We start from the raw sequence: 17,963 nt of genomic DNA on the forward strand, positions 1-17,963 counted from the left end.
GACGCCAGCGGCGTCCGCGAAATCGGAGCAATCTGCATGACTTTTGACTACGACCTCTTCGTGATCGGGGGCGGCTCCGGCGGCGTCCGCGCAGCGCGCGTTGCGGCGGCGACAGGGGCCAGGGTCGCCCTGGCCGAGGAATACCGCATGGGCGGCACCTGCGTCATCCGGGGCTGCGTGCCCAAGAAGCTGATGGTCTTCGCCTCGGGCTATGCCGAGATGTTCGACGATGCCCGCGCCTATGGCTGGGACGTGCAGGAAGGTGATTTCCACTGGCCGCGCTTCCGGGATCGACTGCACAAGGAACTCGACCGGCTGGAGGGGATCTATCGCCGTTTGCTGGAAGGCTCGGATGTGCAGATCTTCGATGCCCGCGCGCGGCTGAAGGACCCGCATACCGTTGTTCTTTCGACGGGCGAGGAACTGACCGCAAAGCACATCCTTGTCGCAACCGGCGGCCGGCCTGTGGTGCCCGAAATGCCCGGGGCCGAGCTTGGCATCACCTCGAACGAGATCTTTCTGCTGGACGCGATGCCGAAATCGATCCTGATCGTGGGCGGCGGCTACATCGCGTCTGAATTCGCCGGAATCCTCAACGGCTTGGGCGTCGACGTCACGCAGTTCTATCGCGGCGCGCAGATCCTGCGCGGTTTCGATGACGAGGCCCGTGGCCTTGTCGCCGAAGGGATGCGCGCCAAGGGTGTCGACCTGCATCTGGGCACCAATATCATCGAGATGCGCGCCGCGACCGACGCGGACCTGCGCGGCGAGAACATGGCAGCACCCGTCGAAGAGGGACAGCCTGTCGGCGTCGCAAAAGGTGCGCAAACGGACGGGATCTGGGTCAAGGCCACGAACGGCACGACAAGGATCTACGATCAAGTCCTCTTTGCGACGGGCCGCACACCCAATACCGAAGATCTCGGGCTCGACGCTGCGGGCGTGAAGGTGGGCCGCCGCGGCGAGATCATCGTCGACGAATACAGCCAGACCAACGTGCCTTCTGTCTATGCGATCGGTGATGTGACGAACCGCGTGCAACTGACCCCGGTCGCCATCCGCGAAGCAATGGCCTTCGTCGAAACCGTCTTCAAGGGCAATCCGACGCCGGTCGATCACGACCTGATCCCCTCGGCTGTCTTCACCCAGCCCGAACTTGGCACCATCGGCCTGACCGAGGAACAGGCCCGCGATCTCGAACCGATCGAGGTCTATTGCACCTCTTTCAAACCGATGAACCACGCCTTTGCAGGCCGCGAGGACCGGGTCTTGATGAAACTCGTCGTCAGCAGGGAAAGCCGCAAGGTGCTGGGCTGTCATATCGTCGCAGATCACGCCGGCGAAATGATCCAGCTTGCGGGCATTGCGGTGAAAATGGGCGCAACCAAGGAAGAATTCGACCGGACGGTTGCGGTTCATCCCACGATGGCGGAAGAATTGGTGACGATGAAGGAACCGGTGCGAACAGCTTGAATTCGGACCATCAAGGCACACATGGCGTAGGGACGGTCGGACACGGCCGAACGAATTAGTAAGGAAGCTCAGAGGAACATGGCAGGAAACAACGGTGGCCCCTGGGGGGGTGGCGGAAACAGAGGCTCGGGCGGCGGCAACGACGACAATCGTGGCGGCGGCGGTCGCAGACCCAATGACGATAGGCCAAACATCCCCGAGATCGACGATCTGGTGAACAAGGGGCGCGAGCAATTGCGCGTCCTGATGGGCGGCGGCGGCGGTCAGGGCCGGACTGGCGGCACTGGCGGCGGGGGCGAGGGTCCCCAGCTGACACGCGGGACGATCGGTCTGGGCGTGCTTGCAGCCATCGCGCTCTGGCTCTTTTCATCTTTCTACACGGTGCGTCCGGAAGAACGCGCGGTCGAACTCTTTCTGGGCGAGTATTACAGAACTACGGATGCGGGTCTGAACTTTGCACCATGGCCTGTCATTTCCCGCGAAATCCTCGGCGTCTCGACCGAAAGAACCATTGACGTCGGTGTTGGGGGTCGCGCGGATGCAGAGTCGGGCCTGATGCTGACCGGCGACGAGAATATCGTCGACATCGAATTCCAGGTGGTCTGGAACATCATCGATCCGCAGGACTATCTGTTCAATCTGGCAGATCCGCCGCAGACGATTGCTGCTGTTGCGGAATCCGCCATGCGCGAGATCATATCGCAGTCGCAGTTGGCGCCCATCCTGAACCGTGACCGGGGCGTCATTGCCGACTCGCTGCAGTTGGCCATTCAGGCAACGCTCGACAGTTACAACTCGGGCGTCAACATCATCCGTGTCAACTTTGACCGCGCCGACCCACCGCAACCTGTTATTGCCGCATTCCGCGCGGTGCAGGATGCACGGCAGGAGCGGGACCGGGTGCAGAACGTGGCTGATGCCTATGCCAATCAGGTCGTGGCACAAGCCCGCGGTGAAGCGGCGCAAATCCTTGAGCAGGCAGAAGCCTACCGCGCCCGCGTCGTCAACGAAGCGACCGGTGAGGCGAGCCGTTTCCTTGCCGTTCTCGAGGAATATCAGCAAGCCCCCGAAGTGACGCGCAAGCGGATCTTTCTTGAAACGATGGAAGGCGTCCTTGGTGGCGTCGACATCATCCTGCTTGACGAGGGGCAGGGTGGCGGCCAAGGCGTCGTGCCTTACCTGCCGCTCAATGAACTGCGCCGCACGCCGGCCGGAGGGACCAACTAATGCGTAAGTCAGCATTTCTTTTGCCCGCACTCGCGGTTGTTGTGTTCACCGCCTTGTCGTCGGTCTTTATCGTCGACGAGCGTCAGAAAGCACTTGTGCTTCAGTTCGGCCAGATCGTGAAGGTGCAGGAACAACCGGGCCTCGGCTTCAAGATTCCGTTCATCCAGGAGGTTGTGCGCTATGACGACCGCATCCTGAGCCGCGACCTCGATCCGATCGAAGTCACGCCATCGGACGACCGTCGTCTGGTCGTCGATGCCTTTGCGCGCTACCGGATCGCGGATGTCGAGCAGTTCCGCCGCGCTGTCGGTGTCGGCGGCGAGGCAGATGCGGCCCGCCGTCTGGACAGCATCCTGCGGGCCCAGACCCGTCAGGTGCTGGGTTCGGTGACGTCCAATGATATCCTGTCGATCGACCGTGCCGCGCTGATGCTGCGCATCCGGAACAATGCCATCGCCGAAGCCGAAGCGCTGGGTTTGCAGGTCATCGACGTGCGCCTCAAGCGGACGGACTTGCCGCAGACCAACCTGAACGCCACCTACGAGCGGATGAAAGCGGAACGCGAACGCGAAGCCGCCGACGAAATCGCCCGTGGTAACGAGGCGGCCCAGCGGATCCGCGCGCAAGCCGACCGTACCGTTGTCGAGCTGGTCTCCGAGGCCGAACGCGAAAGCCAGATCATCCAGGGTGAGGCTGACGCCGAGCGGAACCAGATCTTTGCACAGGCCTTTGGGCGCGATCGCGAGTTCTTCGAATTCTACCGCTCGATGACCGCCTACCAGCGGTCGCTGACGCCGGGCAATTCGACGATGGTGCTGTCACCGAACAGCGCGTTCTTCAACTACCTGAAGTCCGATACCGGTGCGGCAGCATCCGTAGGCCAGTAAATCTGGCCAAGAACAGAACCACGAGACAGGGGCCGACGGCAACGTCGGCCCCTTCTTTTCGTTTTCGGGGTGCCCTGCCGATATTCACGTCCTCTTGAGAGTGTATGTAACAAGTTTGCGTTGCACTTGGCGCGCCCTAGATCAATGATCAGACAACACCCGGGGTGGGTATTTCACCCCACCTCAGACAAAGGAGATTGAACAGTGAAGTCTCAGGCAATCGCAGTTCAACGAGAAAATCACAGCAGGCAACGGGTGGCCTACGGGCTTTTCCTGACGCTGCTGACGGCATTGGCGCTCTTGATCATGCAGGTTGCAACCGCAACAGCGCAGGCGCGGCCATCCACATTCGCCGATCTGGCCGAAAGGGTCAGCCCGGCCGTGGTCAACATCACCACCAGCACTACCATCGCGGGTCGCACCGGCCCCCGGGGTCTGGTGCCCGAAGGGTCCCCGTTCGAGGATTTCTTCGACGACCTTGACCGAGGACCGGGTGAGGGCAGCCGCCGGTCGTCGGCCCTTGGCTCCGGCTTCGTGATTTCCGAGGACGGCTTTATCGTCACCAACAACCACGTCATCGAAGGCGCGGACGAAATCCTGATCGAATTCTATCCCGGCGGTGAACCAGGGGTGCCTGCCCAACTGGTCGGGACAGACCCCAATACCGATATCGCCGTGCTCAAGGTCGATCTTGAGGGTCTGCCGTTTGTCGAATTCGGTGACAGCAACGGCCCCGGCTCGCGCGTGGGTGACTGGGTGATGGCCATGGGCAACCCGCTGGGGCAGGGGTTCTCTGTTTCCGCCGGTATCGTCTCGGCCCGCAACCGCGCCCTGTCGGGGACTTATGACGACTACATCCAGACCGACGCCGCGATCAACCGTGGCAACTCGGGCGGCCCGCTCTTCAACATGGATGGCGAGGTGATCGGCGTGAACACCGCGATCCTGTCGCCGACCGGCGGGTCCATCGGGATCGGCTTTGCCATGTCCTCGGCGGTGGTGACCAATGTGGTCGACCAGTTGATCGAATTCGGTGAAACCCGCCGTGGCTGGCTGGGTGTCCGCATTCAGGACGTCACCCCCGATATGGTCGATGCGATCGAGGGACTTGAGATGGCCCGTGGTGCACTGGTCACCGACGTGCCGCCCGGCCCTGCCGAGAATGCGGGCATGGTCGCCGGTGACGTGATCCTGACCTTCGACGGGATCGAGATCGAGGATACCCGCGAACTGGTCCGCATCGTCGGCAATTCGCCCGTCGGCAAGGAAGTCCCGGTCGAGGTGCTGCGCAACGGCGACATGACCGATCTGACGGTGATCCTGGGCCGCCGCGAAACCGAAGAGGCCGTGGCCTTCCCCGCCTCGACCGAACCGCAAGAGCCTGAACAGTCGGACGTGCTTGGCCTGACGCTGTCGGAAATCACCCCCGAGCTTGCCGACCAGTTCTCGCTGACATCCGACGAAGGCTTGGTCATCATCGCGATTGCACCGGACTCGGACGCCGCGTCGAAGGGGCTGATCGAGGGTGACGTGATCACCGAGGCCGGCCAGCGCGCGGTCGCGACCGTGGCCGATCTCGAGGCTCAGATCACCGCAGCGACAGAAGCGGGCCGCAGGTCGATCCTGATGCTGGTCCGCCGCGGCGGCGACCCGCGCTTCGTCGCGCTGTCGCTTGAATAGTCGCCGCGACTGACGGCATGAACAACGCAATGGGCGGACCGCAGGGTCCGCCCGTTTCATTTCGGGGTGGCAGGGCTTGGCGCGCTGCACTAACTAGGGACGAAACTTAAGGTTCGTATAAGGACAAAGCGAAACATGGCCAAAATTACTTACGTTGAATTCGGCGGCAAAGAGCACGTTGTCGAGGTCGCCAATGGTCTGACCGTGATGGAGGGGGCCCGTGACAACGGTATCCCGGGCATCGAGGCCGACTGCGGCGGTGCCTGCGCCTGTTCGACGTGCCATGTCTACGTCGATGATGCATGGGTCGAAAAGCTGCCCGCCAAGGACCCGATGGAAGAAGATATGCTGGACTTCGCGTTTGAGCCTGATCCGGTCAAATCCCGCCTGACCTGCCAGCTCAAGGTCTCGGATGCGCTGGATGGTCTGCGCGTGCAGATGCCGGAAAAGCAGATTTGATCCGATATCTGGTCTTGGCGGCCTCTGTTCTGGCAGCGCCCGCCAATGCCGACATCACGGCCGCGCGGTATGTTCTGCCGACGGATGTCTACGGTCACGGGGTGGTGCCCGGCGGGGAATATGCCGGGCTTGAGTTCGAGATCGACGGCCGGCGTCTTTTGGCGACAGCCGCGATAGGCGGGGTTTATGAAGATACCGCACCACGACTTGTCGATCTTGACGGTGACGGCGCGCCCGAGGTGATCACGGTCATCTCGTATTTTGACACAGGTGCGGCGATACGGATCTGGGGCGAGGTCGCGCAGCCGGATGCACCTGACGGCACCACCATTGCGCTCGTCGCGGAAAGTCCGGCGATCGGCACAAGGTTCCGCTGGCTTGCCGTGATCGGTGCGGCCGATCTTGACGGCGACGGCGCGGTCGAGATCGCCTATATCGACCGCCCGCATCTGGCCAGGACCTTGCGCGTCTTGCGCTACGCGAAGGGTCGGCTGACCCCTGTCGCGGACCTGCCCGGCCTGACCAACCACCGCATCGGCGAGGCGGACATCGGCGGCGGCATCCGCGATTGCGGGCAGGGGCCCGAGATGATCACCGCGAATGCCGATTGGACCCAAGTGATGGCCACCAGACTGTCGGACGGCCAGCTTCAGACGCGCGCCATCGGCCCGCATCGCGACCGAAGCAGCTTTGCCGCCGCGCTGGCTTGTGATGTTGTCAATTAGGTGATGCTGGCGACAACCGCGGCCAGCAGAACAATCTCGGTCACCTGTTGCGTGGCACCCAGGATATCACCCGTCTGCCCGCCGATCTTGGCCTTCGCGATCAGCGCGCAGGCAAGGGTCGCGAAAGCTGCAATCGCGATGCTTTCCGGCAGGCCCGACACCAGTGCAAAGGCCACCGCTATGGCCACACCAAGCCACATGGTCCGTGCCGCGGGTCTGCCCACCGACCGGCTGAGGCCATCGCCGCGCGCATTGGGCAGTGACGCCATCACCACCACCATGGCCGCACGGCTCAGCGCGCCGACAGCGATCAGCACCGCCCAATAGGCCCCCATCTCGACCACCACCACCAGCGTGGCCCACCGCAGCACCAGCGACAGGCCAACCGCGCAGACGCCGTAAACCCCGATATGGCTGTCCTTCATGATCTCCAACCGGCGGGATCTTTCCCATCCGCCCCACAGGCCATCGGCGCTATCGGCCAGTCCGTCCTCGTGCATGGCTCCCGTGACGATGATCCCGAACGCCAGCAGCAGCCCCGCCACGACACCTGCGGTCAGGCCGAGGCTGACAAGGACCGACACCAGCACCGCCCCCACAAAGCCCAGCATCGCACCCACAAGCGGATAGGCCCACGCCGACCCCGCCCCCCGCGATACGGCTGCGCCCGCGTCGACCCTGACCGGAACGCGGGTCAAAAGCCCCAAGGCCGCGTAAAGATCGACGGGGGCGATCAGGCGGGTGTCGTCTTTGTCTGGCATGGGGTCCTTTGGGCCTTTTCACCGTCGGATCAAACGTTAAACAGAGAGAAAGACTGACCGCAGCGAGGTTCCGATGCAAGCGCCATTTTCCACCCTGTCAACGTTCCGAGACCTGCTGGCAGAGGCCCCCGCACCGGATGCGGCAGCGCTTGCCGGTGCGCGGGATCGCAACGGGCAACTGACCAAACCACCGGGCGCTTTGGGGCGTCTGGAAGACCTTGCGATCTGGTATGCAGGCTGGCGCGGCAATCCGCGCCCGGTGCTTGAAAACCCGCAGGTGATCGTCTTTGCCGGCAACCACGGGGTCTGCGCGCAGGGGGTCTCGGCCTTCCCGCCCGAGGTCACGGTCCAGATGGTCGCAAACTTCCAGCACGGCGGCGCGGCGATCAACCAACTGTCGAAAGCCATCGGCGCGAAAATGGATGTCTATGCGCTTGACCTCGACACGCCGACGGCGGATTTCACCATCGCCCCCGCGATGACCGAGACGGAATGCGTCGCCGCCCTGCAAACCGGCTGGGCCGCGGTCGATCCAGAGGCCGACCTGCTGGTGACCGGCGAGATGGGGATCGGCAATACCACCTCGGCGGCCGCAGTCGCCGCGGCTGTGCTGGGCGGCAGGGCCGAAGATTGGACGGGGCGCGGGACGGGTGTCGATGACGCGGGGCTTGCCCGCAAGACCGAGGTCGTGGCCCGCGGCCTTGCCCGTCACGCCACAGATGATCCGCTCGCGGCGCTGCGCTGCCTTGGCGGGCGCGAGCTTGCCGCGATGGCGGGCGCGATTGCGGCGGCGCGACATCACCGGATTCCGGTGATCCTTGACGGTTTCATCTGCTGTGCCGCAGCGGCGACGCTGGAACGGTCGGTCGCCGGTGCCCTTGATCACGCGCTTGCAGGGCATCTCAGCGCCGAAGGTGCGCACGGGCGGTTGCTGGCGGCATTGGGCAAAGAACCCTTGCTGAACCTTGGCCTGCGCCTTGGCGAAGGGTCGGGCGCGGCCTTGGCAGTCAATGTGCTGAAAGGGGCGATTGCCTGCCATTCCGGCATGGCGACCTTTGCCGAAGCGGGCGTCAGCGGCGGCTAGTCCTCGGCCGTCTTGCGCTTGCCTTCGGCCTTTTGCGCGCGGGCCAGCAGTTCGGTTTCCAGCGATGAATTGAGCTCGCGTGCCCGCGCGACATAGTCGGGCAGGTCGGTCACCGGCACCCCCGGCTTCCACAGCTTGGCCAATTCGCGCAGGGCGGCACGGTCGTGATGGTAAAAGGCCTGTTCGATCTCGGCGGCCTCGAATTCCGTCAGCCCGAGGTTCTCCAGCGCATAGCGCCCCGCGCGAAGCGAGCTGTCGAACATCTCGCGGACGATGTCATCGGCGCCGGCATCGTAGAGTTCATGCACATGCACACGGTCCCGCGCGCGGGCGATGATATGCAGACCGGGGCGGGCCTTGCGGGCATAACGCACCAGTTTCACGGCATTCACCTTGTCGTCGATGGCCACGACCAACACCTTGGCATCATCCAGCCCCGCCGCCTTCAGCAGGTCCGGTCGCGTCGGGTCACCGAAAAAGCCGCGATACCCGAATTTGCGCATCATCTGGACCGTGGCCAGATCATTGTCGACGACGACCGTCTCGAAACCCGCGCTGCGCACCAGCCGGTTCACGATCTGCCCGAAGCGGCCGATGCCTGCGATGATCACCTTGCCCTGTTCGTTGACCTCATCGGGTTCGGCCTGCTCGCCCTCTGTCATGCGGCGCTGGATCATTTCGTAGGCAATGAAAAGCAGCGGGGTGATCAGCATCGACAGGGCGATGACCAGCAGCAGGCGCCCGCCCAAGGCATCGGTCATCACGCCTTGCTGCAGCGAGAATGAAATCAGCACAAAGCCGAACTCGCCCGCCTGCGCCAGACCAAGCGTAAACAGCCAGCGGTCCTTGCGGTGCAGTTTGAACAGGGTCGCCAGCGCGAATAGGATGACGCCCTTGATCGCCATGATGGTGACCGTCAGGGCCAGAATGCCGGTCGGATCCGTCCACAGAAGGTCAAAGTTGATGCCCGCGCCGACGGTAATGAAGAATAGCCCCAGCAGAAGCCCCTTGAAGGGTTCGAGGTCGCTTTCCAGCTCGTGCCGGAATTCCGAGTTGGCAAGGACCACGCCGGCCAGAAAGGTGCCAAGGGCCGGGGACAAGCCCACCATCTGCATCAGCACCGCGATGGCGACGACCATCAACAGGGCCAGCGCGGTATACATCTCGCGCAGGTGCGCCTGATGGATGTAGCGAAACACCGGCCGGGTCAGAAACACGCCGGCAAGGATGACCGCCGCCACAGCACCCAGTGTCACAAGGGTCACACCCCAACCGGGCAGCCCCTCGACAAGGCTCAGGCTCGCGAGATGGTCCTCGCCATGTGCCACGGCGGCGTCGGACATCGACCCGTCGGGCGCGAGCGTGACCACGGATGCAACAGCCAAGAGCGGCAGGGCGGCCAGCATCGGGATCACCGCGATATCCTGCGCCAGCAGGACCGAGAAGGTGGCCCGCCCGCCGCTGGTCTGCATCAACCCCTTTTCGCTAAGGGTCTGCAGGACGATGGCGGTGGACGAAAGGGCAAAGACCATCCCGATGGCGACCGAGGTGCCCCAGCCGAAACCCAGAACGCGCGCACCAAAGCTGATCACGACAAGCGTGACCATGATCTGCAGGCCGCCCAGTCCCACCAGACGGTGCCGCATGTTCCAAAGGGCGCGCGGGTCCAGTTCCAGCCCGATCAGGAACAGCATCATCACGACGCCGAATTCCGCGAAGTGTTGCAGGTCCCGGGTTTCGCTGCCGACGAGACCGGTCAGAGGTCCGATGATGACACCAGCCAGCAGATAACCCAGAACCGACCCCAGCCCCAGCCGCGCGGCCAGCGGCACGGCAATGACCGCCGCGCCGAGATAGATCGTGGCCTGAAACAGAAACGTGTCCATCAGAGAAAGCGACTTTTTGCGAAAGGACCGGCTGCGCGCAGTCTAGCGACCGCCCGAAGGATGGAAAGGGCGCAAAGGGCCCCTACGCTGCGCAATCGCAGACTGCCCTAGCTTTCGGGAAGGGTGATCACATAGGTCCGGCCGCGCTTGACATAGTTCAGCATGTCATCGCCGATCGCAACGACTTGCCCGCCGTCCAGCTCGCTGCCGATCTCGACGCGCACAAAGCGTCCGTTGCTAAGACGCACCAGCGCGCGCGGCTCGCTCGTGCGTCCGTAGACACCGATCAGGTTGATCTCGCGCAGGCGGATGGCGTCTTCCATCGTGGCCGCGCGGGCCACCCCGCCGGGGACAGGCTGGTTGTTCTGCGGGATCGCAAGTGTCGCGCTTTCAGGTGCTTCATCCTCGATCTCGGTTGCGGCAGCGACAAGCCGCGCCGTCGCCCGCTCGGCCAAAAGCGCGTCGGCGGCCTGGGCAAGACCGGATGGCCGCGTCGCGGGCCTGACCGAATTGGCGACCGCAAGTGCGGTGCTGCTGTCGAACCGCAAGGTCGCATCAGCCGCAACCACACCTTCGAGGATCTCTGAAAGCTCTGACGGTGGCGCATCGTCATCAGCCGCGCCGGTCTCGGGGGTGATCAACTGCGGGCGCAGGCGCGGGCGGATCGAATCGGCCCCGGCCTGCTCGACCACAAGCGGGTCAAGAAAGACAGACCCGCTGTTGTCCAGCTCCAGCCCCGCCAGTCCCACGCTGCCGGGCGTCGGGGCATTTGCGGCGGGGGCCGCTGCGGCGAGGTCCTCTGGCACAAGGTCGGCAGGGCGCTCTTGCGGCGCGACGGCGGGTGTCCCTTCCGCAATGACGACGCCTTCGGGGGCCGGGGCGAAAAGGGCCATGCGCGCAAGATCATCCGCGCTGAGTTCGGGTCGGGGCGTGAAAGGAATATCGGGCAGTCCGGCAAAGACCACGGCCCCTTCGGGCGTGACCGCCCCTTCAGGGGTTGCAACGACGAACCCGCGTGCGTCGAAGGCGAAGGCCGCCTCGGAGGGTGGCGGACTGACCGGCGCGCCGAAGACGATCTCCGGTTCCGCAGTCAGGGTCAGTTCAGGCGCAAGGGCGGTCGGCTGATAGCCCGGCTCTGCCATGGGGGGCGCAAAACCGGGCGCAGGCGTCCCGCGGGGTTCATCGAAAAAGCGCGGCGCGCGCAACCAGACGCCCGTGGCCTCGTAGAAGTCCTGCGCCTCGTCCGGTGTCGGAAGGCGCCTCGCGATTTCGCTGCCGCCGCTGGCGTCTTCGCTGACAGCCAGTGGCGGTGCCAGCGGCAGGCGCGGCAAGGATTCGGCCCCGGACAGTTCCAGAGCGGGTGGCGTTTCAGTGCCGGTCGGGCGGTCCGCGATGTCGAGGTCCAGTCCGGGGTCATCTGCGACGGCGACGGGCGCGAAGCCCGCGACCTCTGGTGCGCCGATGACGGGGCCGGCTTCAAGCGGTTCCGGCGCGGCTTCGGCCACGATGGGCGCCGGTGTGGGGGCGGTGCTGTCCTCGCGGCTGGTCGCGGCAAAGATGCCAGCGCCGATCAGCGCAAGAAGACCCAGTCCCGCGGCAATCCGTAGGCCGGGCCCGCGCCGTTCGGCTGGCAATGGCCTCCGCGCCGGGGCCGCCCCCAGCGCAGTCGCCACCTTGGCAGGGGACGCAGTGGCTACGGGCGCCGCAGTGACGGGCTTTTGTCGCGGGGAAGGGCGGGCATGCACCTCGGCGATGACAGGATCGTAGTAGACAGGGGTGACGGGGGCGATCCGGGGCGCTTCGGTCGCGACGGGCGCCGGATCAGCGCCTTCGTCGGTTCGCGCGCCCGTGTCGTGCGGCGCGACGGATGCGGTCTCTTCGGGTTCCGCCACATCGACGAAAGGTGCCTCATCCTCGGCCACGCCCGCCTCGGCAGTTGCCGCCGCTCGGTCCTCTGCACCTTCCGGATCGGTTGCGACCGCCAGAGGCTGCAGCTTCAGCCGGGTCCCCGTCGGAACAATCGGGATGCTCCCGCGGATCACCTCGGCCCCCTCACCCAAAAGGTCCGTCATGACCGACGTCGGGCCGAACCAGACCTCTTGCAGAAAGGTATCGGGTTGCGGGACAGCCACGAAGGCCACAGGCCGGAAGCCATGGCCATCGGCGAAACTCTCGGCCTCGTCCAAAGTCTCGCGCGCGACGGCGGCGATATGGGTTTTGCCACCCGCCGACACATGGTCGACCACAAGATCGAACAGGCTGTATGGGGTCGCCCCGTCAAGCGCTGCATGGACATCGGCCACCGTGGCATCGGCTTTCTCAAGCGTCAGGAACTTGATCTGCTCATGCGGGATCACAAGCCTTGTGGCAAAAGCCTCGGGCGCCAGCGCGTCGGCTTTGGCGCGCAGCTCTGCCAGATCGGCATCGAGCGAGGCGCTGCCGATATCGACATGGCCAAGCTTGCGCCAGCCCTTTGCGGACTGGTGCAAAAGGTCGATCCCGTCGATTGAAAGAGAAAGCGCGAAGTCGGCTGCCATTGGATGCGTCTAGCACATTCGATTTTCGGGCAAAACGCATTTGCCCCCACATCTGGTATGCTAAAGCAGAAACCCGCCAAGGCCAAGGCCGCGGCGGGTATCATTTTCGTCAGGCTGTCGCTTTTGCAAGGGCCTGATCAAGGTCGGCGATCAGATCGTCCGCATCCTCGATCCCGATGGACAGGCGGACGATACCCGGCCCGGCCCCCGCTGCCACTTGCTGGTCCGCCGTCAACTGGCGGTGGGTGGTCGAGGCGGAATGGATGATCAGGCTGCGCGTGTCGCCGAGGTTGGCCACATGGCTGAAGATTTCCAGACTATCGACCAGCTTGACGCAGGCGTCATAACCACCCTTCACCGCCACCGTGAACAGGGCCCCGGCACCGCGCGGGCAGATCTTGGGCACCAGATGCGCATAGGGCGAGCTGTCGAGACCCGCATAGGTCACGTAATCGACGCGCGGATCATTCTCCAGCCACTTGGCGATCTTCATCGCGTTCGCGACATGGCGCTCCATGCGCAGCGACAGGGTCTCGATCCCCATCAGCGTGTAATGCGCCGCCTGCGGGTTCATCGTCATGCCAAGATCACGCAGACCGATGGCGATCCCGTGGAAGGTGAATGCCAGCGGGCCGAAGGTCTCGGCGAATTTCAACCCGTGATAGGCAGGCTCCGGCTGGCTGAGGCTGGGGAATTTGTCACTCGCCGCCCAGTCGAACTTGCCGCTGTCGACGATGCAGCCGCCGGTGACGGTGCCGTTGCCGGTCAGATACTTCGTGGTCGAATGGACCACCAGCGTCGCGCCGTGTGCGATCGGGCGGACCAGATAAGGCGTGGCCGAGGTATTGTCCACGATCAGCGGAATCCCTGCGTCATCGGCGATGGCGGCGATCACCGGCAGATCGGTGATATGCCCGCCGGGGTTGGCGATGGCCTCGCAGAAGATGGCACGGGTGTCATCATCGATGGCGGCCTTGACGGCTGCGGGATCATCCATGTCGACGAAGGTCGCCGACCAGCCGAAGCGTTTGATCGTCTGGCTGAACTGCGTGACCGTGCCGCCATAAAGACGGTTCGAGGCGACGATATTCCGCCCCGGCTGCATCAGCGGGAACAGCGCCATGATCTGTGCCGCATGGCCCGAAGAACAGCAGACCCCGCCGACACCGCCCTCAAGCGTGGCGATCCGTTCCTGCAAGGCTGCAACCGTGGGGTTGGTCAGGCGGGAATAGATATAGCCCACTTCCTGCAGATTGAACAAAGCCGCCGCGTGCTCGGCATCGCGGAACACATAGGCTGTGGTCTGGTAGATCGGCACCTGCCGTGCGCCGGTCGCAGGATCAGGCCGCGCTCCGGCGTGAATCTGCAACGTATCGAAGCCGTAGTTCGGACCATCGGTCATTTTGGATCTCCCTTTTCGAACCTGTCGCACAAAGGTTTAGGCGCAATCGCAGGGCCACTCAACGGCTGGTTGGAAAAGAGAACAAAGCCACCGGTCCCGCCGCCCGCTTGCCCGCGCGCGTTCCGATATTTCGGCCAAACCGGGAAAGGCCGTCCCTTCTGCTTCTTTCTCCCAGGACACTCCGGGGTGAGCGGCCGCAGGCCGCGAGGGGCAGCGCCCCTCTGCTAGCGCTCCCAAAGCCCGGCGGACTTGATCCTGTTGCGGATCGCACCTTCCCTGCGGGGAAGGTTTTTCAGATCGAAGAGCGCCCGCACCTTGGCACCGCGTCCCTGATAGACAAGGCGTTTGAACGGCGGGTGCAGCTTCATCAACTTCTTGATCTTGTTGGGCGCGATGACCTGCTCGAGAAAGGCGATCGTGGCGTCGCTGCCATGGACATAGAGCAGCGGCAGATAGCGGTAATGGAACGAGACATCGCCATCAAGCCCAGCCAGCGCAGGCCCGGGGCGTCCGCCGCCGAAGCTGTGGATGACCAAGGGCAGGGCCACCTGATCCAGCCAGGGATCAAGCGGCTGGATCACCAGTTCGGGCGGCGGATCGTTGCGGATCGACGTCGCATATGCGGTGAAACGGGCGCCGAAAGCCGCAGGATCGGCCCCGAAAAACCAGCCCGCATTGAAATAGAGATACCTCTCCCAGTATTCGTCCGGCTGTGACAGGTCGAGCGAGCTTTCGAAATCCAGCCCGAAACGGGCGTAAAGCGAAGCCCAGATCGCGGTATAACCGGGCCAGTAAAGCTCTTCCACGGGCCAGGTCGGCCCGCGCCGCATCGAGGCGGCGGGCCGGTCAAAGTCGAACCGCACCTTGCCCAGATCGCCGGTGATCAGCGTATCGCTGTCGAAAAAGACGAAAGGTTCGCCCGCCGGCATGACCTTCAGGCCCTCGATCTTGTTGCCATGCGGGTAGGATTGGCCGAAATGCACGCTCTCGAACGGCAGGATTTCGGCACCCTGCGCCAGCAGGGCCTCGGCCACCGGCGCGGGCAGACGCGGATCATGGTCCCATAGCGGCCCGGGTTGCGGTTCCACGACGATCAGCCGCCCCTGGTAATCCGGCGATGATGCCCGCAGCGAGACCGCAAAGAGCAAGGCCTCATAGGCCAGCCGCCCCGCCTGACCGACGATCATGATATTGGGGTGGCGGTGCGACATCGAACTTGCCTTGCAGGGACCGGACGCCGTCACGCTTAGAGATTTCGGCATCCGCATGCAATTGCGCGGCGCTTGTGAAGGCCTGCGCCGGGTGTCCTGCCTTTCGCCGCATCGCCCGGCGTCAGACCCGCTGGATCAGGACCGAGCAGCCCGCACGCCTTGCCACCCGCGCGGCGGTCGAGCCCATGAAGTAATCGACGGCTTTCGGATGATGCGCCCCGACGATGATCAGGTCCGCGCCGATTTCACTGGCGACTTCGACAATGCGCACACCCGCGCGTCCGGTCGTGACCCTGCAGGTGATATCGGGCGCACCATCGGCAAGCTGTTCAAGGCCGGCCGTGACCTTGGCCGTCAGGTGGTTTTCCGATTTCACGGTCACGAATTCGGCCGCATAGCCGGGGATCGCCTCCAGCACGGTCAACAGCGTGATGACACCCCCGGGTTCCAGTAGTTGCCGCGCCATGGCGATCTTGGCGGGCACAAGCGGTTCGTGATCCAGCGAGACGGGGATGAGAATGGACTTGGGCATTGCGATCTCCTTTTTGGGGTCAGGGCGCCACGATGGGCAGATAGGTCAGGGCAAGGGCGACGGTCCCCGCCAGAAAGAGCGTCTCGGCCAAAAGCAGCGCCGCAGCCGGGCCGCCGACCTTCAGAATATCGGCCGGGCGCGTCTTGAGACCGACCGCAGCGATGGCAGTCAGCAGCAACCAGCCCGAGGTGTCCGCCGCGAATGCGAGCAGGCCCAAGGGAAGTGCGACCGTCGAATTGAGCGTGGCCAGCGCGATGAAGCCCAGCACGAAGACAGGGATCAGCGGCGGCCTGTCCTGCCCCGGTTCGGCCCGGACGGTCGACCGCAGCACGATCACCGCAACGATCACCACCGGCGCCAGCATCGCGACTCGCAGCAGCTTGACCAGCGTGGCGGTTTCCCCCGCTTCGGGCGAGATCGAGAACCCCGCCCCGACGACCTGTGCGACATCGTGAATGGTCGCGCCCAGATAGATGCCTGCGGTCACGTCATCGAACCCAAGCGCGCGGCTCAGGACCGGATAGACGATCATCGCGAGGGTCGACAGGATCGTGACGCCGACTACCGTGAAGACCAGCCGGTCCTCGGACCGCTCGTCCTTCGGCAGGATCGCCGCAATCGCAAGGGCAGCCGACGCGCCGCAGATCGCCACGGCCCCTGCCGACAGGAAGGCAAAGCGGTAGCGAAACCCGAAGAACCGCGAGGCGGCCAGCCCGAAGGCGATGGTGGCCGGCACCATCGCGATGACCAAGGCAACGGTCGGCCAGCCCAATGCGCCCACCATCTCGAAGCTGATCCGCAACCCCAAAAGGGCAACGCCGACGCGCAGCAGGGTCTTGGCCCCGAAGGCGATACCCGCGCCGCAGTAAGGATGGTCCGCCAGAAAATTCAGGCTGATCCCGAAGAGAAGCGCCAGCAGCATCGCCGGGGCGCCGTAGTGATCGGAGATGAACTGGCTGGCCAGTGCGACCACCACGGCAACCGTCATCCCGGGCAGCAAGGCCCGTGTGCGGTTGGTCCAGCCCGTGAAATTGACGCTGCCTGTCACATCCTGTCCCTACCCATGTCCCCGACCCGCGCCACCTATGGCACCTTGGCCAACCGGCGGGCCTGATCCACAAAGACCGCCGGCACGTCTATGCCTTCCGCATGGGAACGGGCAATCGCCGCGCGCCTGCGGTCGCCCGGCAGGCGGGCGCCCTCCAGCCCCGAGATCACCGCCATCAGGTCCGCCACCTTACGCCCATAGTCCGACTGGCCGCCGGGGTCGATCACGATCAGGGTCTGGCCGACGCGCGGGGCAGGGCCATCGGCATCGAAGAAGGATCCCGCCTCGCGGCTGAAGGCGCTGCCCGTCAGCGCCGCCGAGAGGATCTCGACCATCAGCGCAAGTGCGGTTCCCTTGGCCTCGCCGATGGGGATCATCGTGCCTTTCAGCGCCGCTTCGGCATCGGTGGTCGGATTGCCTGCGACGTCCAGCGCCCAGTTCGGCGGGATCGGGCGTCCGGCCTTCTTTGCGGCCATGACCTTGCCGCGCGCGACCTTCGAGAGCGACAGGTCGATCACCAGCGGCGCGCGACCCTCGGCGGGTGTGGCAAAGGCGATGGGATTGGTGCCGAAGACCGGCTCGCGCGCGCCCCATGGGGCGATGGATTTGGGCGCATTGGCGACCATGATGGCCAGAAGTCCGGCCTTGGCATAGCGTTCGACCTGAAGCGACAGCGCCCCGCAGTGATGCGAATTGCCGATGGCAATCAACGCGATGCCCATTTCACGGGCCAGCGGGACACCGGCCTCGAAGGCCAGATCGAGCGCCGGATAGGCAAAGCCTTCGGCGGCATCCACGAAAAGCGACGCAGGCCCGCGCTTGCTGGCGGTCACATCGGCCTTCGCCGCGATCTTGCCGCTTTGCACCTGTGCCGCGTAATCGGCCAGCCGCGAAAAGCCGTGGCCGACTTGACCCTCGGCCTCGGCCGCGACGAGGGCGCGCGCCACGCTCGCCGCTGCGGCATCCGGCACGCCGACAGCGCAAAAGGCCTGCGTCAACAGCGACGTGGCCTCGGGAATGGAAAGGTTAATCGTATCGGCCATGCGCGTCA

15 protein-coding genes are annotated in these 17,963 nt (G+C 64.6%); 7 read left to right on the top strand and 8 right to left on the bottom strand.

Features of this window, described 5'->3' with window-relative positions:
• Window positions 1-36 precede the first annotated feature (36 nt).
• From V7N12_RS02655 to V7N12_RS02680, 6 genes are all read left to right on the top strand, one after another.
• The gene (locus V7N12_RS02655; protein WP_333712507.1) at window positions 37-1,473 is read left to right on the top strand and encodes an FAD-dependent oxidoreductase; all 1,437 of its coding nucleotides are present in this window, start codon (window positions 37-39) and stop codon (window positions 1,471-1,473) included.
• A gap of 78 nt (window positions 1,474-1,551) precedes the next feature.
• Window positions 1,552-2,700 (top strand): FtsH protease activity modulator HflK, encoded by a 1,149-nt coding sequence (hflK, locus tag V7N12_RS02660; RefSeq protein WP_333712508.1) that lies wholly within the window; start codon window positions 1,552-1,554, stop codon window positions 2,698-2,700.
• Window positions 2,700-3,587, top strand: a complete 888-nt coding sequence (hflC, locus tag V7N12_RS02665; RefSeq protein ID WP_333712510.1) for a protease modulator HflC — start codon at window positions 2,700-2,702, stop codon at window positions 3,585-3,587. Before hflK ends, hflC begins: the two co-directional genes overlap by 1 nt.
• Before the next feature lie 306 nt (window positions 3,588-3,893).
• The gene (locus V7N12_RS02670) at window positions 3,894-5,267 is read left to right on the top strand and encodes a Do family serine endopeptidase (protein ID WP_333712565.1); all 1,374 of its coding nucleotides are present in this window, start codon (window positions 3,894-3,896) and stop codon (window positions 5,265-5,267) included.
• Window positions 5,268-5,402: 135 nt separating this feature from the next.
• On the top strand, window positions 5,403-5,726 hold the full coding sequence (locus V7N12_RS02675) for a 2Fe-2S iron-sulfur cluster-binding protein (protein ID WP_333712511.1): 324 nt from the start codon (window positions 5,403-5,405) through the stop codon (window positions 5,724-5,726).
• Complete coding sequence (locus V7N12_RS02680) at window positions 5,723-6,451, top strand: VCBS repeat-containing protein (RefSeq protein WP_333712513.1); 729 nt, start codon at window positions 5,723-5,725, stop codon at window positions 6,449-6,451. Before V7N12_RS02675 ends, V7N12_RS02680 begins: the two co-directional genes overlap by 4 nt.
• Here the strand turns inward: V7N12_RS02680 and V7N12_RS02685 are convergent.
• Entirely contained in the window at window positions 6,448-7,212 is a 765-nt protein-coding gene (locus tag V7N12_RS02685; protein ID WP_333712514.1) for an adenosylcobinamide-GDP ribazoletransferase, read from the bottom strand. The two genes, V7N12_RS02680 and V7N12_RS02685, sit on opposite strands and share 4 nt — an antisense overlap.
• Before the next feature lie 73 nt (window positions 7,213-7,285).
• On the opposite strand from V7N12_RS02685, the gene cobT reads away from it, so the two are divergent.
• Window positions 7,286-8,296: a nicotinate-nucleotide--dimethylbenzimidazole phosphoribosyltransferase gene (cobT, locus tag V7N12_RS02690; protein WP_333712515.1), complete on the top strand. Its 1,011-nt coding sequence runs from the start codon at window positions 7,286-7,288 to the stop codon at window positions 8,294-8,296.
• Here the strand turns inward: cobT and V7N12_RS02695 are convergent.
• The 7 genes from V7N12_RS02695 to V7N12_RS02725 form a co-directional block, all read right to left on the bottom strand.
• Window positions 8,293-10,182: a cation:proton antiporter domain-containing protein gene (locus V7N12_RS02695; protein WP_333712516.1), complete on the bottom strand. Its 1,890-nt coding sequence runs from the start codon at window positions 10,180-10,182 to the stop codon at window positions 8,293-8,295. The genes cobT and V7N12_RS02695 overlap by 4 nt on opposite strands.
• Window positions 10,183-10,289: 107 nt before the next feature.
• The gene (locus V7N12_RS02700) at window positions 10,290-12,719 is read right to left on the bottom strand and encodes a hypothetical protein (RefSeq protein ID WP_333712517.1); all 2,430 of its coding nucleotides are present in this window, start codon (window positions 12,717-12,719) and stop codon (window positions 10,290-10,292) included.
• Window positions 12,720-12,828: 109 nt separating this feature from the next.
• A complete protein-coding gene (locus V7N12_RS02705) occupies window positions 12,829-14,121 on the bottom strand; it encodes an O-acetylhomoserine aminocarboxypropyltransferase/cysteine synthase family protein (RefSeq protein ID WP_333712520.1) in 1,293 nt (430 codons plus the stop codon).
• Window positions 14,122-14,345: 224 nt separating this feature from the next.
• Window positions 14,346-15,332, bottom strand: coding sequence for a hypothetical protein (locus V7N12_RS02710; RefSeq protein ID WP_333712522.1), 987 nt, complete (start codon window positions 15,330-15,332; stop codon window positions 14,346-14,348).
• 121 nt (window positions 15,333-15,453) lie between these two features.
• Window positions 15,454-15,864, bottom strand: coding sequence for a universal stress protein (locus tag V7N12_RS02715; RefSeq protein ID WP_333712523.1), 411 nt, complete (start codon window positions 15,862-15,864; stop codon window positions 15,454-15,456).
• A 19-nt stretch (window positions 15,865-15,883) separates the two neighbouring features.
• On the bottom strand, window positions 15,884-16,912 hold the full coding sequence (locus V7N12_RS02720; RefSeq protein ID WP_333712524.1) for a YeiH family protein: 1,029 nt from the start codon (window positions 16,910-16,912) through the stop codon (window positions 15,884-15,886).
• 35 nt (window positions 16,913-16,947) lie between these two features.
• Window positions 16,948-17,955, bottom strand: coding sequence for an Ldh family oxidoreductase (locus V7N12_RS02725; RefSeq protein ID WP_333712526.1), 1,008 nt, complete (start codon window positions 17,953-17,955; stop codon window positions 16,948-16,950).
• Between the last annotated feature and the right edge of the window lie 8 nt (window positions 17,956-17,963).

This window comes from Yoonia sp. (assembly GCF_036770585.1).
Taxonomy (GTDB): Bacteria; Pseudomonadota; Alphaproteobacteria; order Rhodobacterales; family Rhodobacteraceae; genus Yoonia.